The organism is Candidatus Omnitrophota bacterium (assembly GCA_028693815.1).
Classification (GTDB): domain Bacteria; phylum Omnitrophota; class Gorgyraeia; order Zapsychrales; family Aceulaceae; genus Aceula.
The window spans coordinates 18,339-36,230 of sequence record JAQUUP010000020.1 but is presented as its reverse complement, the minus strand read 5'-3'; the positions used below and the strand labels follow the sequence as shown (position 1 = coordinate 36,230).

Sequence of the window (17,892 nt, the reverse complement as noted above, 5' to 3'; positions counted from 1 at the left end):
TGCAGCTTCTTGTGCATCATCTCCCTCAGCCGATACAATAAGCTTGCTCCCTTTTTCCGCAGCCAACATCAAAATACCCATAATTGATTTTCCATTAACCAATTCAGGCCCCTTACGCACTGTAATTTCGGAATCAAATTTATTAGCAATCTGAACAAACAAAGCTGCAGGTCGTGCATGCAACCCTTGATCCGTTGTAACAGTAATTTCTTTTTCAACTCTTAACATATTTAACTATCGTTTAATAACTCTATGTTTTTCAATTAAATTAATCAATGCTTGTGTTAATTTCTTAGAATCATGGCGCACATAATCATCAACACCCAACAAATCTTCAGCAGCAACTTTTGCTCCAAGGGTTTTTATTTTATCCGAGTCAGCGATCACCGGATGAGAATTTTCTTCCTCATACCGCTTTAAAGCATCAACGGGAGCCTGCATATTGTTAATAAGAGCCGCGTCAATAATTTTTGGGCTTGTGTGTTCCATTAAAACTCTCACATGATCGCTTGCGCTATAGCCTTCAGTCTCTCCTTGCTGAGTCATCACATTACAAATATAAATTTTAAATGCACTTGATTTTTCAATCGCCTCAGTCATGCCATTAATAATCAAATTTGGAATAATGCTCGTATAAAGACTTCCTGGACCCAAAATAATAACATCAGCCGTTGCAATAGCATCAAGGGCCTCCTGTGTCGGTTTCGTATCCTCTGGTTTCAAATACAATCTTTTAATCGGTACATTCGCCTTTGGAATACTCGCTTCTCCTTCAGTGATGGACCCATCCATATACTCTGCCACCAAGTGAACATCATTTACTGTCGACGGAATAACTTTTCCACGAATCGCCAAAACCTTACTTGACTCTTTAACTGCTTTCTCAAAATCACCGCCTGTAAGCTGTACCATAGCCGTCAAAAAAAGATTTCCAAAATTATGTCCTTTAAGCTCAGAATCTTGTGAAAACCGGAACTGAAAAAGATCGCCCATCAAAGCTGGTGCATCCGCAAGCGCCACAAGACAATTACGAATATCACCAGGAGCAACAATATTAAACTCTTCCCGAAGGCGTCCCGACGATCCCCCGCTATCAGCAACAGTTACAATCGCTATCAAATTTGATGTGTATTCTTTTAAACCCAACAAAAGATTAGCAATCCCATGACCCCCACCCATTGCTACAATCTTTGGTCCTCGGTCAAGATATCGACGCTGATATAAAATATTAACAAGTTCTCGTTCTCGCTCAGGTAAAAATAAGGTAATTAAAGAAACAATAACTTTACCGATCCCCAAGACAACAAGAATAATCCCGCAAATAATAATAACAAATCCAAAAATGCTTACCAGCGTATACGATGTTGCAGCAAAAACAGATCCAAGCGCAACAATGCAAATTCCGAAAATAGACGTTAAAAGCCATCGCTTTACCCTCATTCCAGGATAAAACCATTTAGCAATATTTTCAATCATACCGTGATTTTTGTCACTCATGCTTTAGCTTTTTATAATCTAAAAATTAATGCTACAAAATCAATTTTTATTAACTAATACGTTCATCTTCGAGCGCAATTAATTTTAAAACAGCTTTTGTACTATCAGCTGATTTTAAGCTATCTCTAAAGAATTTGTCTTTTAAGAGACGAGAAATTCTGGCCAAAGCTTTCAGATGTGGACCAGCAGAATCGACAGGCGCAATAAGGAGAAAAAAGATATGGGCGGGTTCGCCGTCAAGAGAATCAAATTCAACGCCTTCTTTGCTAATACCAAGACTTGCCACAAGCTTATTGATTCCATCAAACTTAGCATGAGGAATCGCAACGCCTTGACCAATGGCAGTTGAACCTAATTCTTCTCTTGCAATAATGACATCAAAGATTTTACCTTTATTTTTTTTGTCAACAACATCTGCATCAACCAAAAGCCCAATCAGCTCTTGGACAACTTCTTTTTTTGTTTTTTGTTTTAGATCAACCGAAATCGCCTTTTTACACAAAAACTCACTTAACTTCATCTGACTCCTCCTTAAGATCCATCATTAACCCAATCGAAAATAAATTAAAAGCGGCGGATGAGGCTCGAACTCACGACATCATCCTTGGCAAGGATGCATTCTACCACTGAATTACCGCCGCATGATTTTATAATAAATTCTTACAAATGATTCTTATAAGTGGGCGGAAGAGGACTTGAACCTCCATGAGTTGCCCCACTAGTTCCTAAGACTAGCGCGTCTACCAATTCCGCCATCCGCCCGTAAAATCAAGTTAAAAGAACAATGTTCGATATTTGGGCAGAGCCTTTAGCAAGGCTCTGCCCCAAATGGTGACCCACCCGCGACTTGAACGCGGCACACCAGCCTTAAAAGGGCTGTGCTCTACCGGATGAGCTAGTGGGTCAAAAAACTTAAAAAGAACTATTTACCAAACTCTTCCAATTCTTTATCTTTAGACTCTAAAATACCATCAACTTCTTTAATAAATTTATCGGTTAGCTTCTGAATCAATTCTTGCCCAGAAAAACTATCATCCTCAGAAATCTTCTTTTCGCTCTCTAAACTTTTCACCTTATCATTTGCATCGCGACGAATAGATCGTATCGAAACACGTCCTTTTTCTGCCATCTCCTTGACAAGTTTAGTAAGCTCCGCACGTCGCTCTTTAGAAAGCTGCGGAATACTTAAACGAATAATTTTTCCATCATTCGATGGAAGAATGCCAAGTTTTGAATTAGTGATCGCTTTCTCAATAGCTGCAATAGCTGCCGGATCCCAAGGCTGAATCATAACAGTCCGTGCGTCAGGAACAGAAATAGAAGCGATCTGCTTAACCATTGTTGGCGTTCCATAATAATCTGCATGAAGCCCTTCAATAAGACCTGGGTGAGCTCGCCCAGTTCGAACCTCTAAAAATTCTCGAGCAACTGACTCAATTGTTTTCTTCATCTTTGCTTCTGTTTCTCGAACGACTTCTTTGACAATCATTGCGCACCCCCGTTTATTTTACGGTTGTTCCTATTTTTTCACCAAATACCGCTTTTTTGATATTACCAGGTTTGGTTAAATTAAAAACAACGATTGGTAAATTATTATCCATACACATACTAATCGCTGTTGCATCCATAACTTTTAAATTTTTGTTTAAAACATCGATAAATTTCAAACTCGTAAATTTTTTAGCATTTTTATCCTTAACAGGATCAGCCGAATAAACACCGTCTACTTTTGTCGCCTTCAAAATAACTTCAGCCCCAATTTCTTTTGCCCGAAGTGCCGCAGCTGTATCCGTTGTAAAATATGGATTCCCGGTTCCAGCAACAAAAATAATAACACGATCTTTTTCCAAATGACGCATTGCACGTCGACGTATATACGGCTCAGCAATCGCATGCATTTCAATTGCAGTCAAAACTCTTGTCGGGACACCTACATGTTCTAGTGCATTTTGAAGCGCTAACCCGTTTAAAACAGTTGCCAACATACCCATATAATCTGCAACAGAACGATTAAGATCAAACTTTTCACATTCAACCTGACCCCTAAAAATATTTCCGCCTCCAACGACTAAAGCAACTTTAACGCCGGATTTCCAAATTTCTTTAATTTGCTTAGCCAAGGAAACACAAATCTCAGCATCAATGCCATGGCCTTTAGTGCCTTGTATTGCTTCGCCACTTAATTTTAAAAGAATACGTTTATAAATTGGTTTTTTATTCAACTTCCCCAACCTTAAATCTAGCAAATCGGCTAACAAACATATTTTCACCAATCTTTGCCACAAGATTGTTAAGATAATCTTGTATTGTTAGTTTAGAATCTTTAACGAATGGCTGCTCCAAAAGACATACTTCTTTGCAAAATGCATCTTTATCTTTTTGCTCAGACAAAATATCTTCAGGGATATCTTCTTTGCGGACATATTTTGGATTCATGGCAGCAATATGCATAACCACATCTTTTGAAAATTGAATAAAATCATCATTTTTTGCAACAAAATCTGTTTCACAATTAACTTCAGCAAGCACACCAATCTTTGAACCCAAATGAATATATGTCTCAATGCGTCCTTCTTTAGCTGTTCGGCTTCCTTTTTTTGCAGCTAACTCTAAACCTCTTTTTCGCAAAACTGCCTTCGCTTTAGCAAGATCTCCGCCGGTTTCTTCCAAAGCCTTCTTGCATTCAATGACTCCGCAAGAAGTCATTTCCCTTAATTCTTTAATTGCGTCTACCCCTGTGCCCATTATTATTTCCTTTCAACTATATCTTATCATTATAAATTATTAAATTCTTTCTCAAAAAATACCTCAAACAGTCTCTTCTTGAGAGACGGCTTCTTGAGGCTTATCTTCAGCAATAGGACCTTCATTTTCTTCTTTTGCCTTTTTTTGAGTAGAAACACTTGTCATGTATCCTTTTCGACCCTCAACAACACTGTCAGTAATTATCGTTAAAATCAAACGAATTGATTTTAAAGCATCATCATTGGCTGGAATCGGATAAGTAACCATATCTGGGTCACAATTAGTATCAATAATTGCAACAACAGGAATATTTAATTTTTTTGCCTCACGAACGGCAATTTCTTCCTTCTTTGGATCAACAACAAAAATAGCCTGAGGAAGATCTTTCATTTCTCGAATACCATTAAGATCGCGGGAAAGTTTATTGCATTCTTTGCCCATGCGAGCAATCTCTTTTTTTGTTAGTTTTTCAGCCGTACCATCTTCCAAAATCTTTTCTAAATTAGATAGCTTCTCCAAAGATTTCTTTGATGTTTCAAAATTTGTCAAAAGTCCACCCGGCCAACGATAATTAACATAAAACATATCCGAACGTTTTGCCTCCTGAACAATTACATCTTGCGCTTGTTTTTTTGTTCCCACAAACAAGACACGCCCACCTTTCATTGCAATTTCATGCAAAAAATCCTTGGCCTGATTCAGACACTCTGCAGTTTTTTCCAGATCAATAATGTAAATCTTGCTTCTGGCGCCAAAGATAAAAGGTTTCATTTTTGGGTTCCATCTTTTTGTTTGGTGTCCGAAGTGAACCCCTGCTTCTAGCAGTTTCTTGATTAACTCGTTTGTCATCCTTCCTCCGTTTAACTGTTTTCGATAAAAGCTTACTTTTTATCATTCTAAAAAATTAATCCACATAGTATAACTAAGAATTAATATAAATGCAACATTTTCTTTTTCGCCATTTTTTAGACAAAAATAGCCATTTTCTTGTCATTTTCAGGCCTGAAACTGCGTTTCATAAAGCCTTTTATAAAGATCGCATTCCTCTAAAAGTCTTGCATGTGGCGCCATTCCAACAATTTCTCCGTTTTCCAAGACTACAATTTTTGTAGCCTTTTTAATCGTGGAAAGCCTATGTGCAATTGAAATAACCGTGCGCCCATTCATCAGCTCATCAATTGCTTTCTGAACATATTTCTCAGATTCTGAATCAAGCTGTGATGTTGCCTCATCTAAAATTAAAATCGGCGGATTCTTTAAAATCGCTCTAGCAATCGCAATACGTTGACGCTCTCCTCCTGATAAACGAAAACCTCTATCCCCGATAACAGTATCATAACCGCTTGGTAACCCTAGAATAAAGTCATGCGCAAAAGCCTTCTTAGCAGCCTGTTCAACTTGGTCCTGAGACGCCTCGAGATGACCATAAGTAATGTTGGCGCGTATTGAATCATTAAATAAAATTGTTTCCTGAGTCACAATGCCAATCTGGCCACGCAATGATTTGAAGCTCACATCTTTAAGATTTATACCATCAATCTCAACGTCACCCTTTGTTGGATCGTAAAATCTTGGAATCAAATTAACAAATGTTGATTTGCCAGCTCCGGTTGGTCCCACAACGGCAACAATCTCTCCAGCATTAATATCCAAAGTAATATTTCTTAAAATCGCTTTTGCTTCATCATCATAATGAAAATCAACACCCTTAATACTTATCTTATCTTGAATAACGCCAATACCTTTTGCCTCTGAACTTTCAACAACCGTTGGACTTGAATTTAAAACATCGTATATACGTTCATTAGCAGCCAATGCCTGCTGAGCAATAGCGTTAACATTGCTCAGTTTTTTAATAGGATTTAACAATGAAAGCAGCGAGCCTAAAAATAACCCAAAAATCCCAAAAGACACTTCTCCGGCAATAACTTGTCGGCCGATCCACAGCAAAATCCCAGCACCAAAAAGAGCTCCAATAAACTCTGTAATCGGGCTAATAATTAAAGTCCTTTTAGCTGCTTTCATCTTAAGTTTATAAAAATCACTGTTCTGATTCTTAAAACGATTTGTCTCGTAATCCTCCATACCAAAGGCTTTAACCACACGAATCCCTGAAATTGTTTCTAGCAAAAGTGAATTGATATCAGCCATTTTCCCTTGAGATTGATGAGATATTTTCTTCAACTTTCTTCCTATCTGCCTCATTGGAAAAGCAATAAAACCCACTAAAACAAGCATAACAATAAAAACTTTAGGGTAAATGAAAAGAACAATAGATACAAAAACAAGAACACGAAATGACTGATAAAAAAGATCCGAAACCCCATAAGAAACAGCATTGTCAATGACTGAAACATCATTTGTAATACGCGAAACAAGCTCTCCAGTCCTTTTTTTACTAAAATAATCCAACGACAAATTCTGAATCGTTTGGTAAAGACGATGGCGAATATCTCTCATAACACGCTGGGAGACATCATTCATCAAGTAACCTTGTAAAAAAGTAAAAATACCCTTAAGAAAAAATATAATAAGCATGCCGACAGAAACAATGTACAAAAGTTTCTCAGATGGCATAGCATTAATCGAATCAACAAAATTCATCACAAAAACAGGCGCCTTAGTAGGCAAAGTAATCTCGCCTTTTCCAAGAATCTTGTCAGCCATAGGAACAATTAATGACAGCTGAAATCCGTCAAAAATCGCCGAAACAAACATACAGCCTATCGCGGCAATCAAAACCCTGACATGTCCCTTTAAGAATTTAAGAAGTTTGAAGTAATTTTGCATATATGTATAGATATATAAATATTAAATTTCTAAGGGGTGCATCGTAGCATACTGATTGACTTTTGTCGAGCGATTTGTTATAGTGTCAGCATTATATAAACTTATTTATTTGTGAAATTAATACTATGTCTAATAAATTAAATGTTGCTGTTATCGGCATTGGGCACCTCGGTTCTCGCCATCTAAAAGTCTATCATGAACTTTCAAATAAAGTTAATCTTATTGGAGTCTGCGACGTAAAAGAACGCCGAACCAAGAAACTCGCAGATCATTATAAGGTAAAACTTTTCACTAGCCATAAAGATCTAATCGGAAAAGTTGATGCTGTTAACGTTTGCACCCCAACAACTTTCCACTTTAATATTGCCAAAGACTTCTTAAAAAACAATATCCACACCCTTATCGAAAAACCTATTACGACCACTGTCAAGCAAGCAGATGAGCTTATTAAAATTGCAAAAGAAAAAAAATGTATCTTGCAAGTTGGTCATATTGAACGATTTAATTCCGCTTTTGAAAGCATCAAGCATTTTGCTAAAAATCCAAAATTTATTGAATGCCACCGACTTAATCATTTTCCAAACCGATCACTAGATATTGGTGTTGTCATGGATTTAATGATTCACGACATTGATATTATTTTAGGTCTTGCAAACTCAAAAGTAGCTGAAGTTAGAGCTGTTGGAGTAAAAGTCTTAACACAGCTAGAAGATATTGCTAATGCCCGGATTACTTTTAAAAATGGATGCGTCTGCAACCTAACTGCAAGCCGTGTTTCTGACGAAGTCACACGAAAAATACGAATCTTTCTAGAAGATGCCTACATTTCTCTTGACTACATTAAACAAGAAGCTTTTATCTATAAAAAACATCGAAAGCTCATATCTAAGCACTCCCTTCCTATTGAAAAAGAAGAGCCTCTTAAAAAAGAACTCGAATCATTTATCGATTGCGTTCAAAACAACAAAAAGCCTATTGTTTCAGGCGCTGAAGGCCGCGACGCCCTATTGTTAGCTTTAGACATCACCAATCAAATATGGAACAACAAAAAAACCACCTAATCATTGTTGCTGGAGAAGCCTCCGGAGACGCACACGCAGCTAGCCTTGTTAAAGCCATTAAATATCTTGATCCTCATGCTACATTTTCAGGTCTTGGAGGTAAAGAAATGGGCTCAAGCGGTGTCGAACTTTATGCCGACATCACTAAAATTGCAGTTATTGGATTTGTCGAAGTCCTTAAACATCTCTCAGAATTCAAAAGACTCTTTCGTTTAATCTTAGATAAAACTAAAGAAACAAACGCAAAAGCTGTCATCTTAGTCGATTACCCTGGATTCAATCTAAAACTTGCTCAAGAACTAAAGAAAACAGGCATCAAAGTCATTTATTATATTAGCCCACAAGTCTGGGCCTGGAATGAAAAACGTGTTGAGTTGATCAAAAAAATCGTTGATAAAATGATTGTCTTGTTTGAATTTGAAAAAGAATTCTACGCAAAAAAAGGCTTGGATGTCACTTGCGTTGGTCATCCACTTGTTGATGAAATAAAAATAAACAAAACTCGCGAGTCTATTATTGAAGATCTCGGTCTAGAAAAAACTAAAAAAACAATTGCACTTTTACCAGGCTCACGACAAAAAGAAATCACAAGCCTTCTGCCAGTCATGATCCGTGCGGCAAAAAATCTTTATCAAAAGAATCAAAATCTACAATTTCTAATTCTAAAAGCACCGACGATTACAGATGATCTTCTAAATAAATATCTATTAAAAAAATTTCCCATAAAAATCTTAAGCAATCAATCCTATGATGGTATTCGCGCATCAGATTTCTGCCTTGTTGCTTCCGGAACGGCAACGCTTGAAGTTGCCATTTTAAACAAACCAATGGTTGTCGTTTACAAAACATCTTTTCTAACATGGATCCTTGCCAAATTATTAATCAAAATTCCTTATATTGGACTTGTTAATGTTGTTGCGCAAAAAAAGATTGTTCCTGAATGCATACAACTTAACGCAACTGAAATAAAAATAACATCAGAAATTATTTCCATTTTAAGCGATCTTGTCAAAATAGAATCTATCAAAAAAGATCTCACGAAAGTAAAAAACGCTCTCGGCGCACCAGGAGCAAGCATGCGCGCGGCAAAAGAGATTCTTTCTTTCCTAAAATAAATAATATTTACTAAGAATTATGACGAGCAGGATGAACCAAGCGCTCCATATGCTTGATCAGAACATCTTTGTCGACTGGTTTTGTAATAAAATCATCCCAGCCCATATTGTATTTTTCCATCAATGAATCTTTATAAGCCGTAATCATAATGACAAAGGCTTCTTTTCTAGGTGGGGTTAGATTTTCTTCTTGAGCTCGAATTGCTTTTAATACAGCAAATCCATCCATCTTAGGCATCGTAACGTCAAGAAGAATAAAATCAAAATGAATATTTTTAGAAAGGCTATCTTTGTAGGCATCTAATGCTTGCTGGCCGCTGGAGACATCTGTGCACGTTGCTCGGCCCTTTAAAGCATCGAGAAGTTTTTTCTTATTCTGAAAATCATCTTCAGCGATTAAAACATTCCACATGACTGACTCCGAAAGTCTCTTTTTCTTATTATAACGCAGAAAAAGAAATCAACAAATCATATTATGAATTAATGCAGGTGAATCATTTCAAAATCTTTGGCCTTAATCCAACCAAGCTTCCCATCTAAGCGTTCGATCTTTGCCCAATTATCTTCAGCTTTAACAACATTAATTCTTGAGCCAATGACAAGGGAAAAATGCGTTGTGGCATTATCTTGTGGCTCAAATTTAGCATCAGTATCAAGCATAATGATTGCCGCTCGATCTTCAGCTAAAACTTTAGTAATCAACATCATCGAACCGAAAACAATAATAACAATAAAAATTCCAGAAATAATAAAGATTTTTTTCTTTGGCCACTTGCTCAGCATGCCGAAAACAACAAAAAACCCAAGCACAATATAAAGAGCTAGAAGAAACCAAACAATTTCATTGCAGGTAAACTCATCTCTGATTTTCTCTATGATGCGGCCTAAAAACATCTTTTTTGTCAAAAGATTATGTGCTTGCGTGAGCGAATAAGCATACTGCTCATTAGAACGTAGATCACCATCTCTTGGAATAAAGAATTTTGCACGCTCATAATTAACAATCGCGCGACCAAGATCATCAATCTTAAAATAGCTATTGCCTAAATTATAATAAAGAACACCGTTAGCAAATCCTAAACGGACAATGTCCTCATAAAGATCAATAGCTTTTCGGTACTCTCCGTCTTTATAAGAAAGATTTGCTTCATAAAACTTTGATACAACATCTTTGGGAGCTGCCTCGACATTGCCGAAAAATACAAAAAAACTAAACCCAAACAATAAGGGAATTATTTTAAAATTTTTCATTTTACATCCTCTCAAAGAAATCAATAATGCTTTGAAGATCTTCATAATTCTTTTCCATATTTTCCACATCTCCAGAAATGGCTCCATATCGAACTGCGTCGCATTGAGCCAAAAGTGTTCTTGTTTTAGTCACAATATCAGACGCAATCTTTTCTTTACTTAAAAATAGGTCAATTTCTTTATCCGTAATCATGCCCTCAGGGATAGAAAGTTTATGACTAAAATATTGCTGCAAAAGCTTAAAAACAGTGTCGTAAAATTCCTGCGCTTTTCCCTGATCTATAAGTTGTCTTGCCTGCTTCAATCTTTTTTTTGCTTTCCTAGGAGCGCGCAGCCTCTTTGCATAAGCTGTATCTGTCTTCATTCTTTCTTGCTGACGAAAAATAAAACAAAAACCTACAACAAACAGTGCATATCCAATCACAAAAATCCACAAACGAATATCTCGATATAAAACCCAGCCCAAAGAAAAAAATGCCCCTGGATGTTCTTTTATAAAAACAATGTCACGTCCTAAGCGGTCGTCCTGAACACCGGTTGGCTGCTCTCCCGAAAGCTCTACAAGCCTTAAAGGCTGTGTTGCCTTTACTTTATTAACAATTAACGGAAAAGGTCCTTTTGTAATAGTTTTATATTTCCCTTGGTCCACGTCAAAATAAGAAAAACTGATCACTGGGATTTCTTCAATATCTTCAGATTTTGGAATTAAAACTTGTTCTAAAATCTTGCTTTTATTTTCTTGCTTAATTTCAGGATCATAAACTTTAAAATTATCGCTATTTTTAAAAGATGGCATGGTCAAACTCTTAAAATTTCCATCCCCTGAAATCGTCATTTTAATCGTCACAGGATCACCGACATTAACCTCTTGTGGGCTTGCCGAAACAGAAAAATTAAACACCCCAACTCCATCTGAAAAATTTTCTGGAGCCCCGTCCGGTAACGGCAATATCTCAATTTCGATCGGTTTTGATTTTAGCGTAATCGGACGCTTCTCATGCGACCCAAGAAAATTATCAAAAAAAGAACTCGAAAATACTCCAAAATCATCGAACAAAGAATCTTTTCGGGAAGCGCTCTTATACAAAAGATTACATGTCAACTCTGCAGGCCCCAAAGAAAGCGTTCCACATCTAGAAGGATAGGCCATAACATTAAATTCAATAATATTATATGAAATGCCATTAATAGAATCCTGATATTGTTGAGGCTTAGCAAATTCTTCAAAAACAAAACCTTCCTGCTCAATTGCAGGAAACTGAACATCTTGAACAGGAATATTAGAATAAAAAAGCTTAATGCTTACCGGAATTCTCTCGTTTAAATATGCTTTTTCTTTTTTTATTTCCAAGGCTAAGAATATTCTATCACCAAGATCCTCTTGATCAGAATTCGCCGCCTGAGATGAGAATGAATCACTTTTTGACTCAACGATCTCAAGGTCAATTGGCTTAGAAGAATATTGTTTTTCCTCAATCGTAATGCCAAAACCTGGAATTTGAAAACGCCCTAACTGCTGAGGGAACAAAATATATTTATAAGATATCGAAGAAGAATATTGTCCGTTAACAACAGAAATGCTTGTTGAAGGACCAACGTATTTTGATTGAAATCCCTGAATCTCTGGAAGCTTAATCGGGGAAACGTCTTGGGTTCCTGTGACCGTCAAACTAAGCTCAATCGTTTCATCTAAAGCGACCTTGTTACGATTGACAGACGTATTAAAATCAATATCCTGCGCTAAACCAAGCGTTGCGAAGAATAAAATAAAAAATAAACAAACTAAAAAACTTCTCTTAATTCTTCTATTTCTTTTTATCATCATCAACTACCAATCTTTTCCTATCGGAACATCCTGCTTTTGAGGAACTAGGTTAAGAAGTTTTTTTGGTTCTTCATTTTGCTCATAATTACGGAGCATGGCCGAGGCCTCTTGTTTTGTCATTTTCGATTGATCCTGAGGTTGCCCTTGTGACTGCTGCTGATCTTTCTCGTCAGTCTCTGATGACTGAGACTGAGATTCTTGCTTCTGCTGTCTAGGTTCATCCTGCTGTTCTTTTTGATCTTGTTGAGAAGACTGCTCTTGCTGATCAGTTTGATTCTCTTTTTGTTCTTGCTGTTGGCTAGGCTGATTCTGCTGACCTTGCTGCTGATCTTCCTTTTGTTTTTCTTTGTTTTCGCTTTTGTCTTTCTGCTCTTTATTCTGCGACTGATTTTGCTGTTGCTGCTTTTTTTGATCAGACTCGCTTTCTTGGTCTTTATCCTTATTCGGCATCGGACATTGCTTGTCCTGCTGCGTTTCCTTTTTCTTTTTTAATCTCTCTAATTCTTTTTTAACAAATTTTCGGTTAGCCTCAACATCCTCATCTTTTTCATCAAAAACAAAAGCCTTTTCATACGACTCAAGGCTTTTTTCTAAAGATTGAATAGCCAAATCCAAATTCTCTTCTTCTTTTAAAATACCGCTTTTATAGAGTGTATTTCCTATATTATATTGCGTTTTTTCCTTAAGAATCTCATCTTCTCCTAACAATGCTTTTTGAAAAAAACTAAGCGCTTCATCAAATTTCTCTTGATTGTACAGCGCTGTTCCCATATTAAAATTAATAATATCAGAGTCTGGCTTCTTGCTCAAAACCTTCTGGTATTCTTTTAGCGCCTCTTCATATTTTCCTTCATGATAAAGCGCATTTCCCCTCTTAACATCACCAGCCTGCGAAGCAAAGGCAACACCAGAAACGCAAAACAAATAAATAGCAATTATACTAAGAAATATTTTCATATTTTTTTTCGAGTAGAAATAGCAGCTTCCATTATTAAAAATAAACAAGCAATAGCCAAAGGAATTTGAAATCTTTCCGTATACTGCTTTTTCATCTTGCTTTCGATTTCTCGTTTTTCCATTTTTGATAACCGTTTTTCATAAATATAATCGAGACCAAACTCTGCTCCACTAGAACGAACATAAGCACCACCTGTTAACAAAGCTATTTGCTTAAGCATTTGTTCATCTAGCCGAGATTTAACAAAATTACCATCGTTGTCTTTTAGAAATTCATAATCTCCTTGATCATTCCTAATTCGAATCAGCTCACCTTCAGGCGTTCCTATGCCAACACAAAAAATCTTAATGTTCTCTTGTGCCGCTTTCTTTGCCGCCGCAATGGGATCCCCTTGCAAATTCTCCCCATCTGTAATAATAACAACAGCCTTATATTGACTAGGAACTTTTTCATAGCCTTTCATGGCTTCATGAATAGCGCTTGCTAAAGATGTTCCTCCTCGAGAAACGGTGTTTAAATCCAAATCATCCAACGAAATCAAAAAACCACTATAATCAACAGTAAGCGGACAAGTCAAGAAAGCCGAACCTGCAAATGCAATCAACCCGATGCGATCACCTTGCAATTTTTTGATAAGATCTTTAACCGCTAACTTGGCGCGCTCTAATCGATTTGGCTTAACATCATCAGTCATCATGCTCTTGGAAGTATCAATGGCAATAATAATATCAAGTCCTTGCCTTTTAACTTCATGCCATTTAAATCCCCATTGCGGTCTTGCTAAAGCAATAACGGAAAAAACAAAAACTAAAACCAAAAGAATTCCTTTGAATATTTCCATCCTTTGATTCTTATTTGCAGCAATCTTCAAAAGTAGCTCTTCTGAAACAAACTTTTTTATTATTGTTTTTTTGCGTCTAAAAGCCCAAACCAAAAATAATCCTATGGCAATCGAAAACCACAAAAAATTTAAATTTTGAATCTCTGCAAATTGCATTTTTAAGGAATCCTCAAAAATAATGTTCTTGATAATATGATCTCAACGCATAAAACAAATAATCCCAACCCTAAGAAAATCCAAAACAACTGCTGATAGTCTCTATAGCCAGACTGTTCAATTTCTGTTTTCTCAAGCTGATCAATTGCCTTGTAAATATTACGCAACGACTCGGTGTCCATCGCCCAAAAATACTCTCCAGAGGTTACCTTGGCAATTTCTTTCAAAGTTTGATCATCGAGATTGATCTCCACATTCTGATAGCCTGTCCTCCCCCAAAAATCTTTAACAGGAAAAGGAACCAAACCCTTAGTCCCGACCCCAATAGTATAAATTCGAATCTTATTAGCTTCAGCAATTTTCGCAGCTTCAATCGGATCAATCTTTCCAGCGTTATTAACTCCGTCTGTTAATAAAATAATAATCTTGCTTTTTGCCTTACTATTTTTAAGTCGTGCAACTGATGAGGCAACCGCAGATCCAATAGCTGTTCCATCCTCAATTAAGCCAAGCTTTAAACGTTCTAAGTTTGTCAAAAGCCAATCGTGATCCAAAGTTAACGGGCAAAGAGTATAGGCAAAGCGAGAAAATGCCACAATGCCGATTCTATCATTTTTTCGTCCATCAATGAATTCTTCAACAACACTCTTAACGATATCTAAGCGATTAACACGTTTATTCTGAAGTTTAAAATCTTCTGCAGCCATGCTTCCAGAAACATCAATGGCTAAAACAATATCAATCCCCTCTGTTTTGTGCTGAACTTCTTCCAAGATCTGACGAGGACCTGCCAAAGCAATCAAAAAAAACAAAATCGATAAAAGCCGCAAAACAAAAAAGTTTTGGCTTATTTTAACTTTAAAGCTTTTCAAGACACCTTGCAAAGAAATTCCGGAAGAAAAACGAAATGTTGGTTTTCTCTTATATTGACACACAAAATAAATCAAAACAAGAACAACCGGCGCTATGAGTAAAATCCAGGGATCCTTAAATTCCATCATCTGTCTGCCTTGTTTCATCAATCAATTTCTTAGCCAACAAGAAACTATTATCCATTTCACTAATTTCTGGTCCATATTTAGCAAATTTGACCATGTCGCAAGAACCTAAAAATTCATATAAAAGATTTTTTTTTGAAAACACCAAAGCTGGTGCCTGATTAACAGCATGCAAAAATTCATCAGTTGTCATTTCGGGCGCCTTAATTAAAAATTGTCCTTCTAAATATCTTCGAACAATATCCGAAAGCTCAACATAATATTGCTGAATCTCGCCTGATCCTGGAAGATTTTTATTCCTTAAAACTTCCAATCGTTCATAGGCGATCAAATACGGTGGCTTTGCTGACTCAACAGCCTTTGGTTTCATTTTGCGACGACCATAAAAATATCGGAACAAAAAGAATCCAGCTATCAACAACGCTAAAAAAAGAATCAAAAAAAGAAAAAAATAATTTCCCGGAAATTCTACCGGTGGCTTAATTCCCCGAAGCCCCTCGACTTCTTGTGCAAAACATTCTCTTAAAAAAAACATATTTTACCGAAACCTTCTTTTTCTCTTTATAAAGAATTTCGTCAGCTCGTGAACATAAGGAACATCTGTTGAAACATTAATAAAATCCATTCCAACAGAACGAAACAATTCCTCTCGTTTTAAAATGCGCTCTTGCGCATCTTTGCAATAACGTTCCCGAATCTGCGCGCTTGTGGAATCAACAGAAAATACTTCCTGCGTTTCAGCATCTTCAAGCTCAAGAATTCCGCAATCAGGAAGATTGCGCTCTCGAGGATCATTAAGAGTCACAGCAATTAAATCATGACGCTTATTCGCAATAGCCAAATCTTTCTTCAAACGCGTCACAAGATTATCTTCAAAGAAATCAGAAATTAAAAATGATACACTCTTGCGCGTTGTGACCTTACTTAAATATTCCAATGCCTGACAGATATCAGTCTTAAATCCTTTTGGCTCATAATACAAAACCTCTCGGATAACACGAAGAACATGGCGCAAACCTTTTCTAGGTGGAATAAATTTTTCAACACCATCTGTGAAAATAATAAGTCCCACTTTATCACTGTTTCGAATAGCAGAAAAAGCCAAAACAGCAGCAATCTCAGCTGCGAGCTTACTTTTCAACTCATTAACCGTTGCAAATTGACAAGATCTTGATACATCGACAAGAAGCATCACAGTCATCTCGCGCTCTTCAACAAATTTCTTAATATACGGCTTTCCCGTCCTTGCTGTAACATTCCAATCGATTGTGCGAATATCGTCTCCGGGCTGATACTCGCGTACTTCATCAAACTCCATACCCCGGCCCTTAAAGACACTGTGGTATGCGCCAGCAAATACATCAGTCACAAGCCGAGATGTCGTTATTTCAATACGCCGAATATTTCTTAAAACTTCCTTAGGAATCATGGCTAATATTTAATTCTTATGGAACTTCAACCTCATCAAATATCTTTTTAATAATATCCTCAGATGTTTTTTCTTCCGCCTCTGCCTCATAGCTTGGCGTAACACGATGACGCAAAACATCCATTCCTATAGATTTAACATCTTGGGGAGTCACATAACCACGTCTTTGAATAAACGCGTAGGCCTTGGAAGCTACCGCAAGATAAATGCTAGCGCGTGGCGAAGCGCCATACTGAATTAATCCTTTAAGATCAGCAAGATTATAATTTTCAGGGTTTCGAGTCGCTTCAACAAGATCGACAATATATCGCTCAATCTTTTCATCCATATATATTTCATCAATCAATCCACGAACACGCACAATATCTTCAACAGTAACAATTTCTTTAACATCAATTTTCTTTTCAGTAAATGACATTCGCTTCAAAATTTTATATTCCTGCTCTTTTGTCGGATAAGTAATGTTTACTTTTAACATAAAACGATCTACCTGCGCCTCAGGCAAAGGATATGTTCCTTCTTGTTCAATCGGATTTTGAGTTGCCAAAACTAAGAACGGATTGTCTAACTTTAAAGTTTCTTCTCCAATCGTCACTTGTCTTTCTTGCATAGCCTCAAGCAAAGCACTCTGAACCTTCGCTGGGGCACGATTAATTTCATCAGCTAAAACAATATTTGCGAAAATCGGTCCTTTTTTTACGCGAAACGTTGATGTCTTTGGCTCATAGATCATTGTTCCAGTCAAGTCTGCTGGCAACATATCTGGAGTAAACTGAAGTCTTTGAAACTTTGCTTGAATCACTGAAGATAACGTCTTAACCGCCGTTGTCTTCGCCAAGCCAGGAACACCTTCAATAAGAATATGGCCATTAGCCAAAAGGCAAACCAAGAGTCGTTCCAGCAAATATTCTTGGCCAATAATTACTTTTTGCATTTCAAAAAGAATACCGTCAAGAAAAGAACTTTCTTTCTTAACCTTCTCATTAATCAAAGCAATATCTCCTTTTTCAACCATTGCTATCCTCCTTATTATAATTATATTTTATGTTATCCATTATCAATACAAGCGAGCACGCTCACTTGCCTATTTTGCAAACTTTAACACACCATTGGCCGCAAGCCTATCTTTACAAATAGGTTGTCACGTCCTAAATCTATTTCTTTGGGAAATGTAATAAATAAAAAAATGAATAAGAATGGAAATAAATTTTCTAAAAAGCGCATCG

General features: G+C 36.8%; 19 protein-coding genes and 3 tRNA genes. 2 read left to right on the top strand and 20 right to left on the bottom strand.

Translation table 11 applies throughout. The features are described from left to right. The 11 genes from PHY73_06755 to PHY73_06705 form a co-directional block, all read right to left on the bottom strand. The coding region (locus tag PHY73_06755; GenBank protein ID MDD3375399.1) for an HPr family phosphocarrier protein at window positions 1–228 on the bottom strand (228 nt) is incomplete at its 3' end. Between the two features lie 6 nt (window positions 229–234). Continuing rightward, window positions 235–1,497 (bottom strand): YvcK family protein, encoded by a 1,263-nt coding sequence (locus PHY73_06750; protein MDD3375398.1) that lies wholly within the window; start codon window positions 1,495–1,497, stop codon window positions 235–237. Between the two features lie 49 nt (window positions 1,498–1,546). Next, window positions 1,547–2,017 carry a PTS sugar transporter subunit IIA gene (locus PHY73_06745; protein MDD3375397.1) on the bottom strand — a complete coding sequence of 157 codons (471 nt, stop codon included), beginning with the start codon at window positions 2,015–2,017 and terminating at the stop codon, window positions 1,547–1,549. Window positions 2,018–2,066: 49 nt separating this feature from the next. Then, window positions 2,067–2,138, bottom strand: a tRNA-Gly gene (locus PHY73_06740). Window positions 2,139–2,177: 39 nt separating this feature from the next. Further along, window positions 2,178–2,259, bottom strand: a tRNA-Leu gene (locus PHY73_06735). A 67-nt stretch (window positions 2,260–2,326) separates the two neighbouring features. Next, window positions 2,327–2,402 (bottom strand) — tRNA-Lys (locus PHY73_06730). A 17-nt stretch (window positions 2,403–2,419) separates the two neighbouring features. Continuing rightward, window positions 2,420–2,983, bottom strand: coding sequence for a ribosome recycling factor (frr, locus tag PHY73_06725; GenBank protein ID MDD3375396.1), 564 nt, complete (start codon window positions 2,981–2,983; stop codon window positions 2,420–2,422). A 16-nt stretch (window positions 2,984–2,999) separates the two neighbouring features. Continuing rightward, a complete protein-coding gene (gene pyrH / locus PHY73_06720) occupies window positions 3,000–3,719 on the bottom strand; it encodes a UMP kinase (GenBank protein MDD3375395.1) in 720 nt (239 codons plus the stop codon). Next, entirely contained in the window at window positions 3,712–4,242 is a 531-nt protein-coding gene (locus tag PHY73_06715; protein ID MDD3375394.1) for a translation elongation factor Ts, read from the bottom strand. The genes pyrH and PHY73_06715 overlap by 8 nt, the downstream gene beginning before the upstream one ends. A 63-nt stretch (window positions 4,243–4,305) precedes the next feature. Continuing rightward, window positions 4,306–5,091 (bottom strand): 30S ribosomal protein S2, encoded by a 786-nt coding sequence (gene rpsB, locus PHY73_06710; GenBank protein ID MDD3375393.1) that lies wholly within the window; start codon window positions 5,089–5,091, stop codon window positions 4,306–4,308. Between the two features lie 147 nt (window positions 5,092–5,238). Then, window positions 5,239–7,032: an ABC transporter ATP-binding protein gene (locus PHY73_06705; protein ID MDD3375392.1), complete on the bottom strand. Its 1,794-nt coding sequence runs from the start codon at window positions 7,030–7,032 to the stop codon at window positions 5,239–5,241. Between the two features lie 125 nt (window positions 7,033–7,157). Here PHY73_06705 and PHY73_06700 point away from each other — a divergent pair, with 125 nt between their 5' ends. Then, entirely contained in the window at window positions 7,158–8,093 is a 936-nt protein-coding gene (locus PHY73_06700; GenBank protein ID MDD3375391.1) for a Gfo/Idh/MocA family oxidoreductase, read from the top strand. After that, complete coding sequence (gene lpxB, locus PHY73_06695) at window positions 8,069–9,208, top strand: lipid-A-disaccharide synthase (GenBank protein ID MDD3375390.1); 1,140 nt, start codon at window positions 8,069–8,071, stop codon at window positions 9,206–9,208. The genes PHY73_06700 and lpxB overlap by 25 nt, the downstream gene beginning before the upstream one ends. 10 nt (window positions 9,209–9,218) lie before the next feature. Here lpxB and PHY73_06690 read toward each other — a convergent pair whose 3' ends face one another. The 9 genes from PHY73_06690 to PHY73_06650 all read right to left on the bottom strand — a co-directional run bounded on the left by PHY73_06690 (window position 9,219) and on the right by PHY73_06650 (window position 17,681). Continuing rightward, window positions 9,219–9,620 (bottom strand): response regulator, encoded by a 402-nt coding sequence (locus PHY73_06690; protein MDD3375389.1) that lies wholly within the window; start codon window positions 9,618–9,620, stop codon window positions 9,219–9,221. 68 nt (window positions 9,621–9,688) lie between these two features. Further along, complete coding sequence (locus tag PHY73_06685) at window positions 9,689–10,459, bottom strand: hypothetical protein (GenBank protein ID MDD3375388.1); 771 nt, start codon at window positions 10,457–10,459, stop codon at window positions 9,689–9,691. A 1-nt stretch (window position 10,460) separates the two neighbouring features. Continuing rightward, window positions 10,461–12,284 carry a BatD family protein gene (locus tag PHY73_06680; GenBank protein ID MDD3375387.1) on the bottom strand — a complete coding sequence of 608 codons (1,824 nt, stop codon included), beginning with the start codon at window positions 12,282–12,284 and terminating at the stop codon, window positions 10,461–10,463. A gap of 3 nt (window positions 12,285–12,287) precedes the next feature. Then, on the bottom strand, window positions 12,288–13,241 hold the full coding sequence (locus tag PHY73_06675; protein MDD3375386.1) for a tetratricopeptide repeat protein: 954 nt from the start codon (window positions 13,239–13,241) through the stop codon (window positions 12,288–12,290). Then, the gene (locus tag PHY73_06670; GenBank protein ID MDD3375385.1) at window positions 13,238–14,239 is read right to left on the bottom strand and encodes a VWA domain-containing protein; all 1,002 of its coding nucleotides are present in this window, start codon (window positions 14,237–14,239) and stop codon (window positions 13,238–13,240) included. The genes PHY73_06675 and PHY73_06670 overlap by 4 nt, the downstream gene beginning before the upstream one ends. Window positions 14,240–14,241: 2 nt before the next feature. After that, window positions 14,242–15,258 carry a VWA domain-containing protein gene (locus PHY73_06665; protein ID MDD3375384.1) on the bottom strand — a complete coding sequence of 339 codons (1,017 nt, stop codon included), beginning with the start codon at window positions 15,256–15,258 and terminating at the stop codon, window positions 14,242–14,244. Then, window positions 15,227–15,772 (bottom strand): hypothetical protein, encoded by a 546-nt coding sequence (locus tag PHY73_06660; protein MDD3375383.1) that lies wholly within the window; start codon window positions 15,770–15,772, stop codon window positions 15,227–15,229. Before PHY73_06660 ends, PHY73_06665 begins: the two co-directional genes overlap by 32 nt. 3 nt (window positions 15,773–15,775) lie before the next feature. Next, window positions 15,776–16,666, bottom strand: coding sequence for a DUF58 domain-containing protein (locus PHY73_06655; GenBank protein MDD3375382.1), 891 nt, complete (start codon window positions 16,664–16,666; stop codon window positions 15,776–15,778). A 16-nt stretch (window positions 16,667–16,682) separates the two neighbouring features. Continuing rightward, entirely contained in the window at window positions 16,683–17,681 is a 999-nt protein-coding gene (locus tag PHY73_06650) for an AAA family ATPase (protein MDD3375381.1), read from the bottom strand. Window positions 17,682–17,892 lie beyond the last annotated feature (211 nt).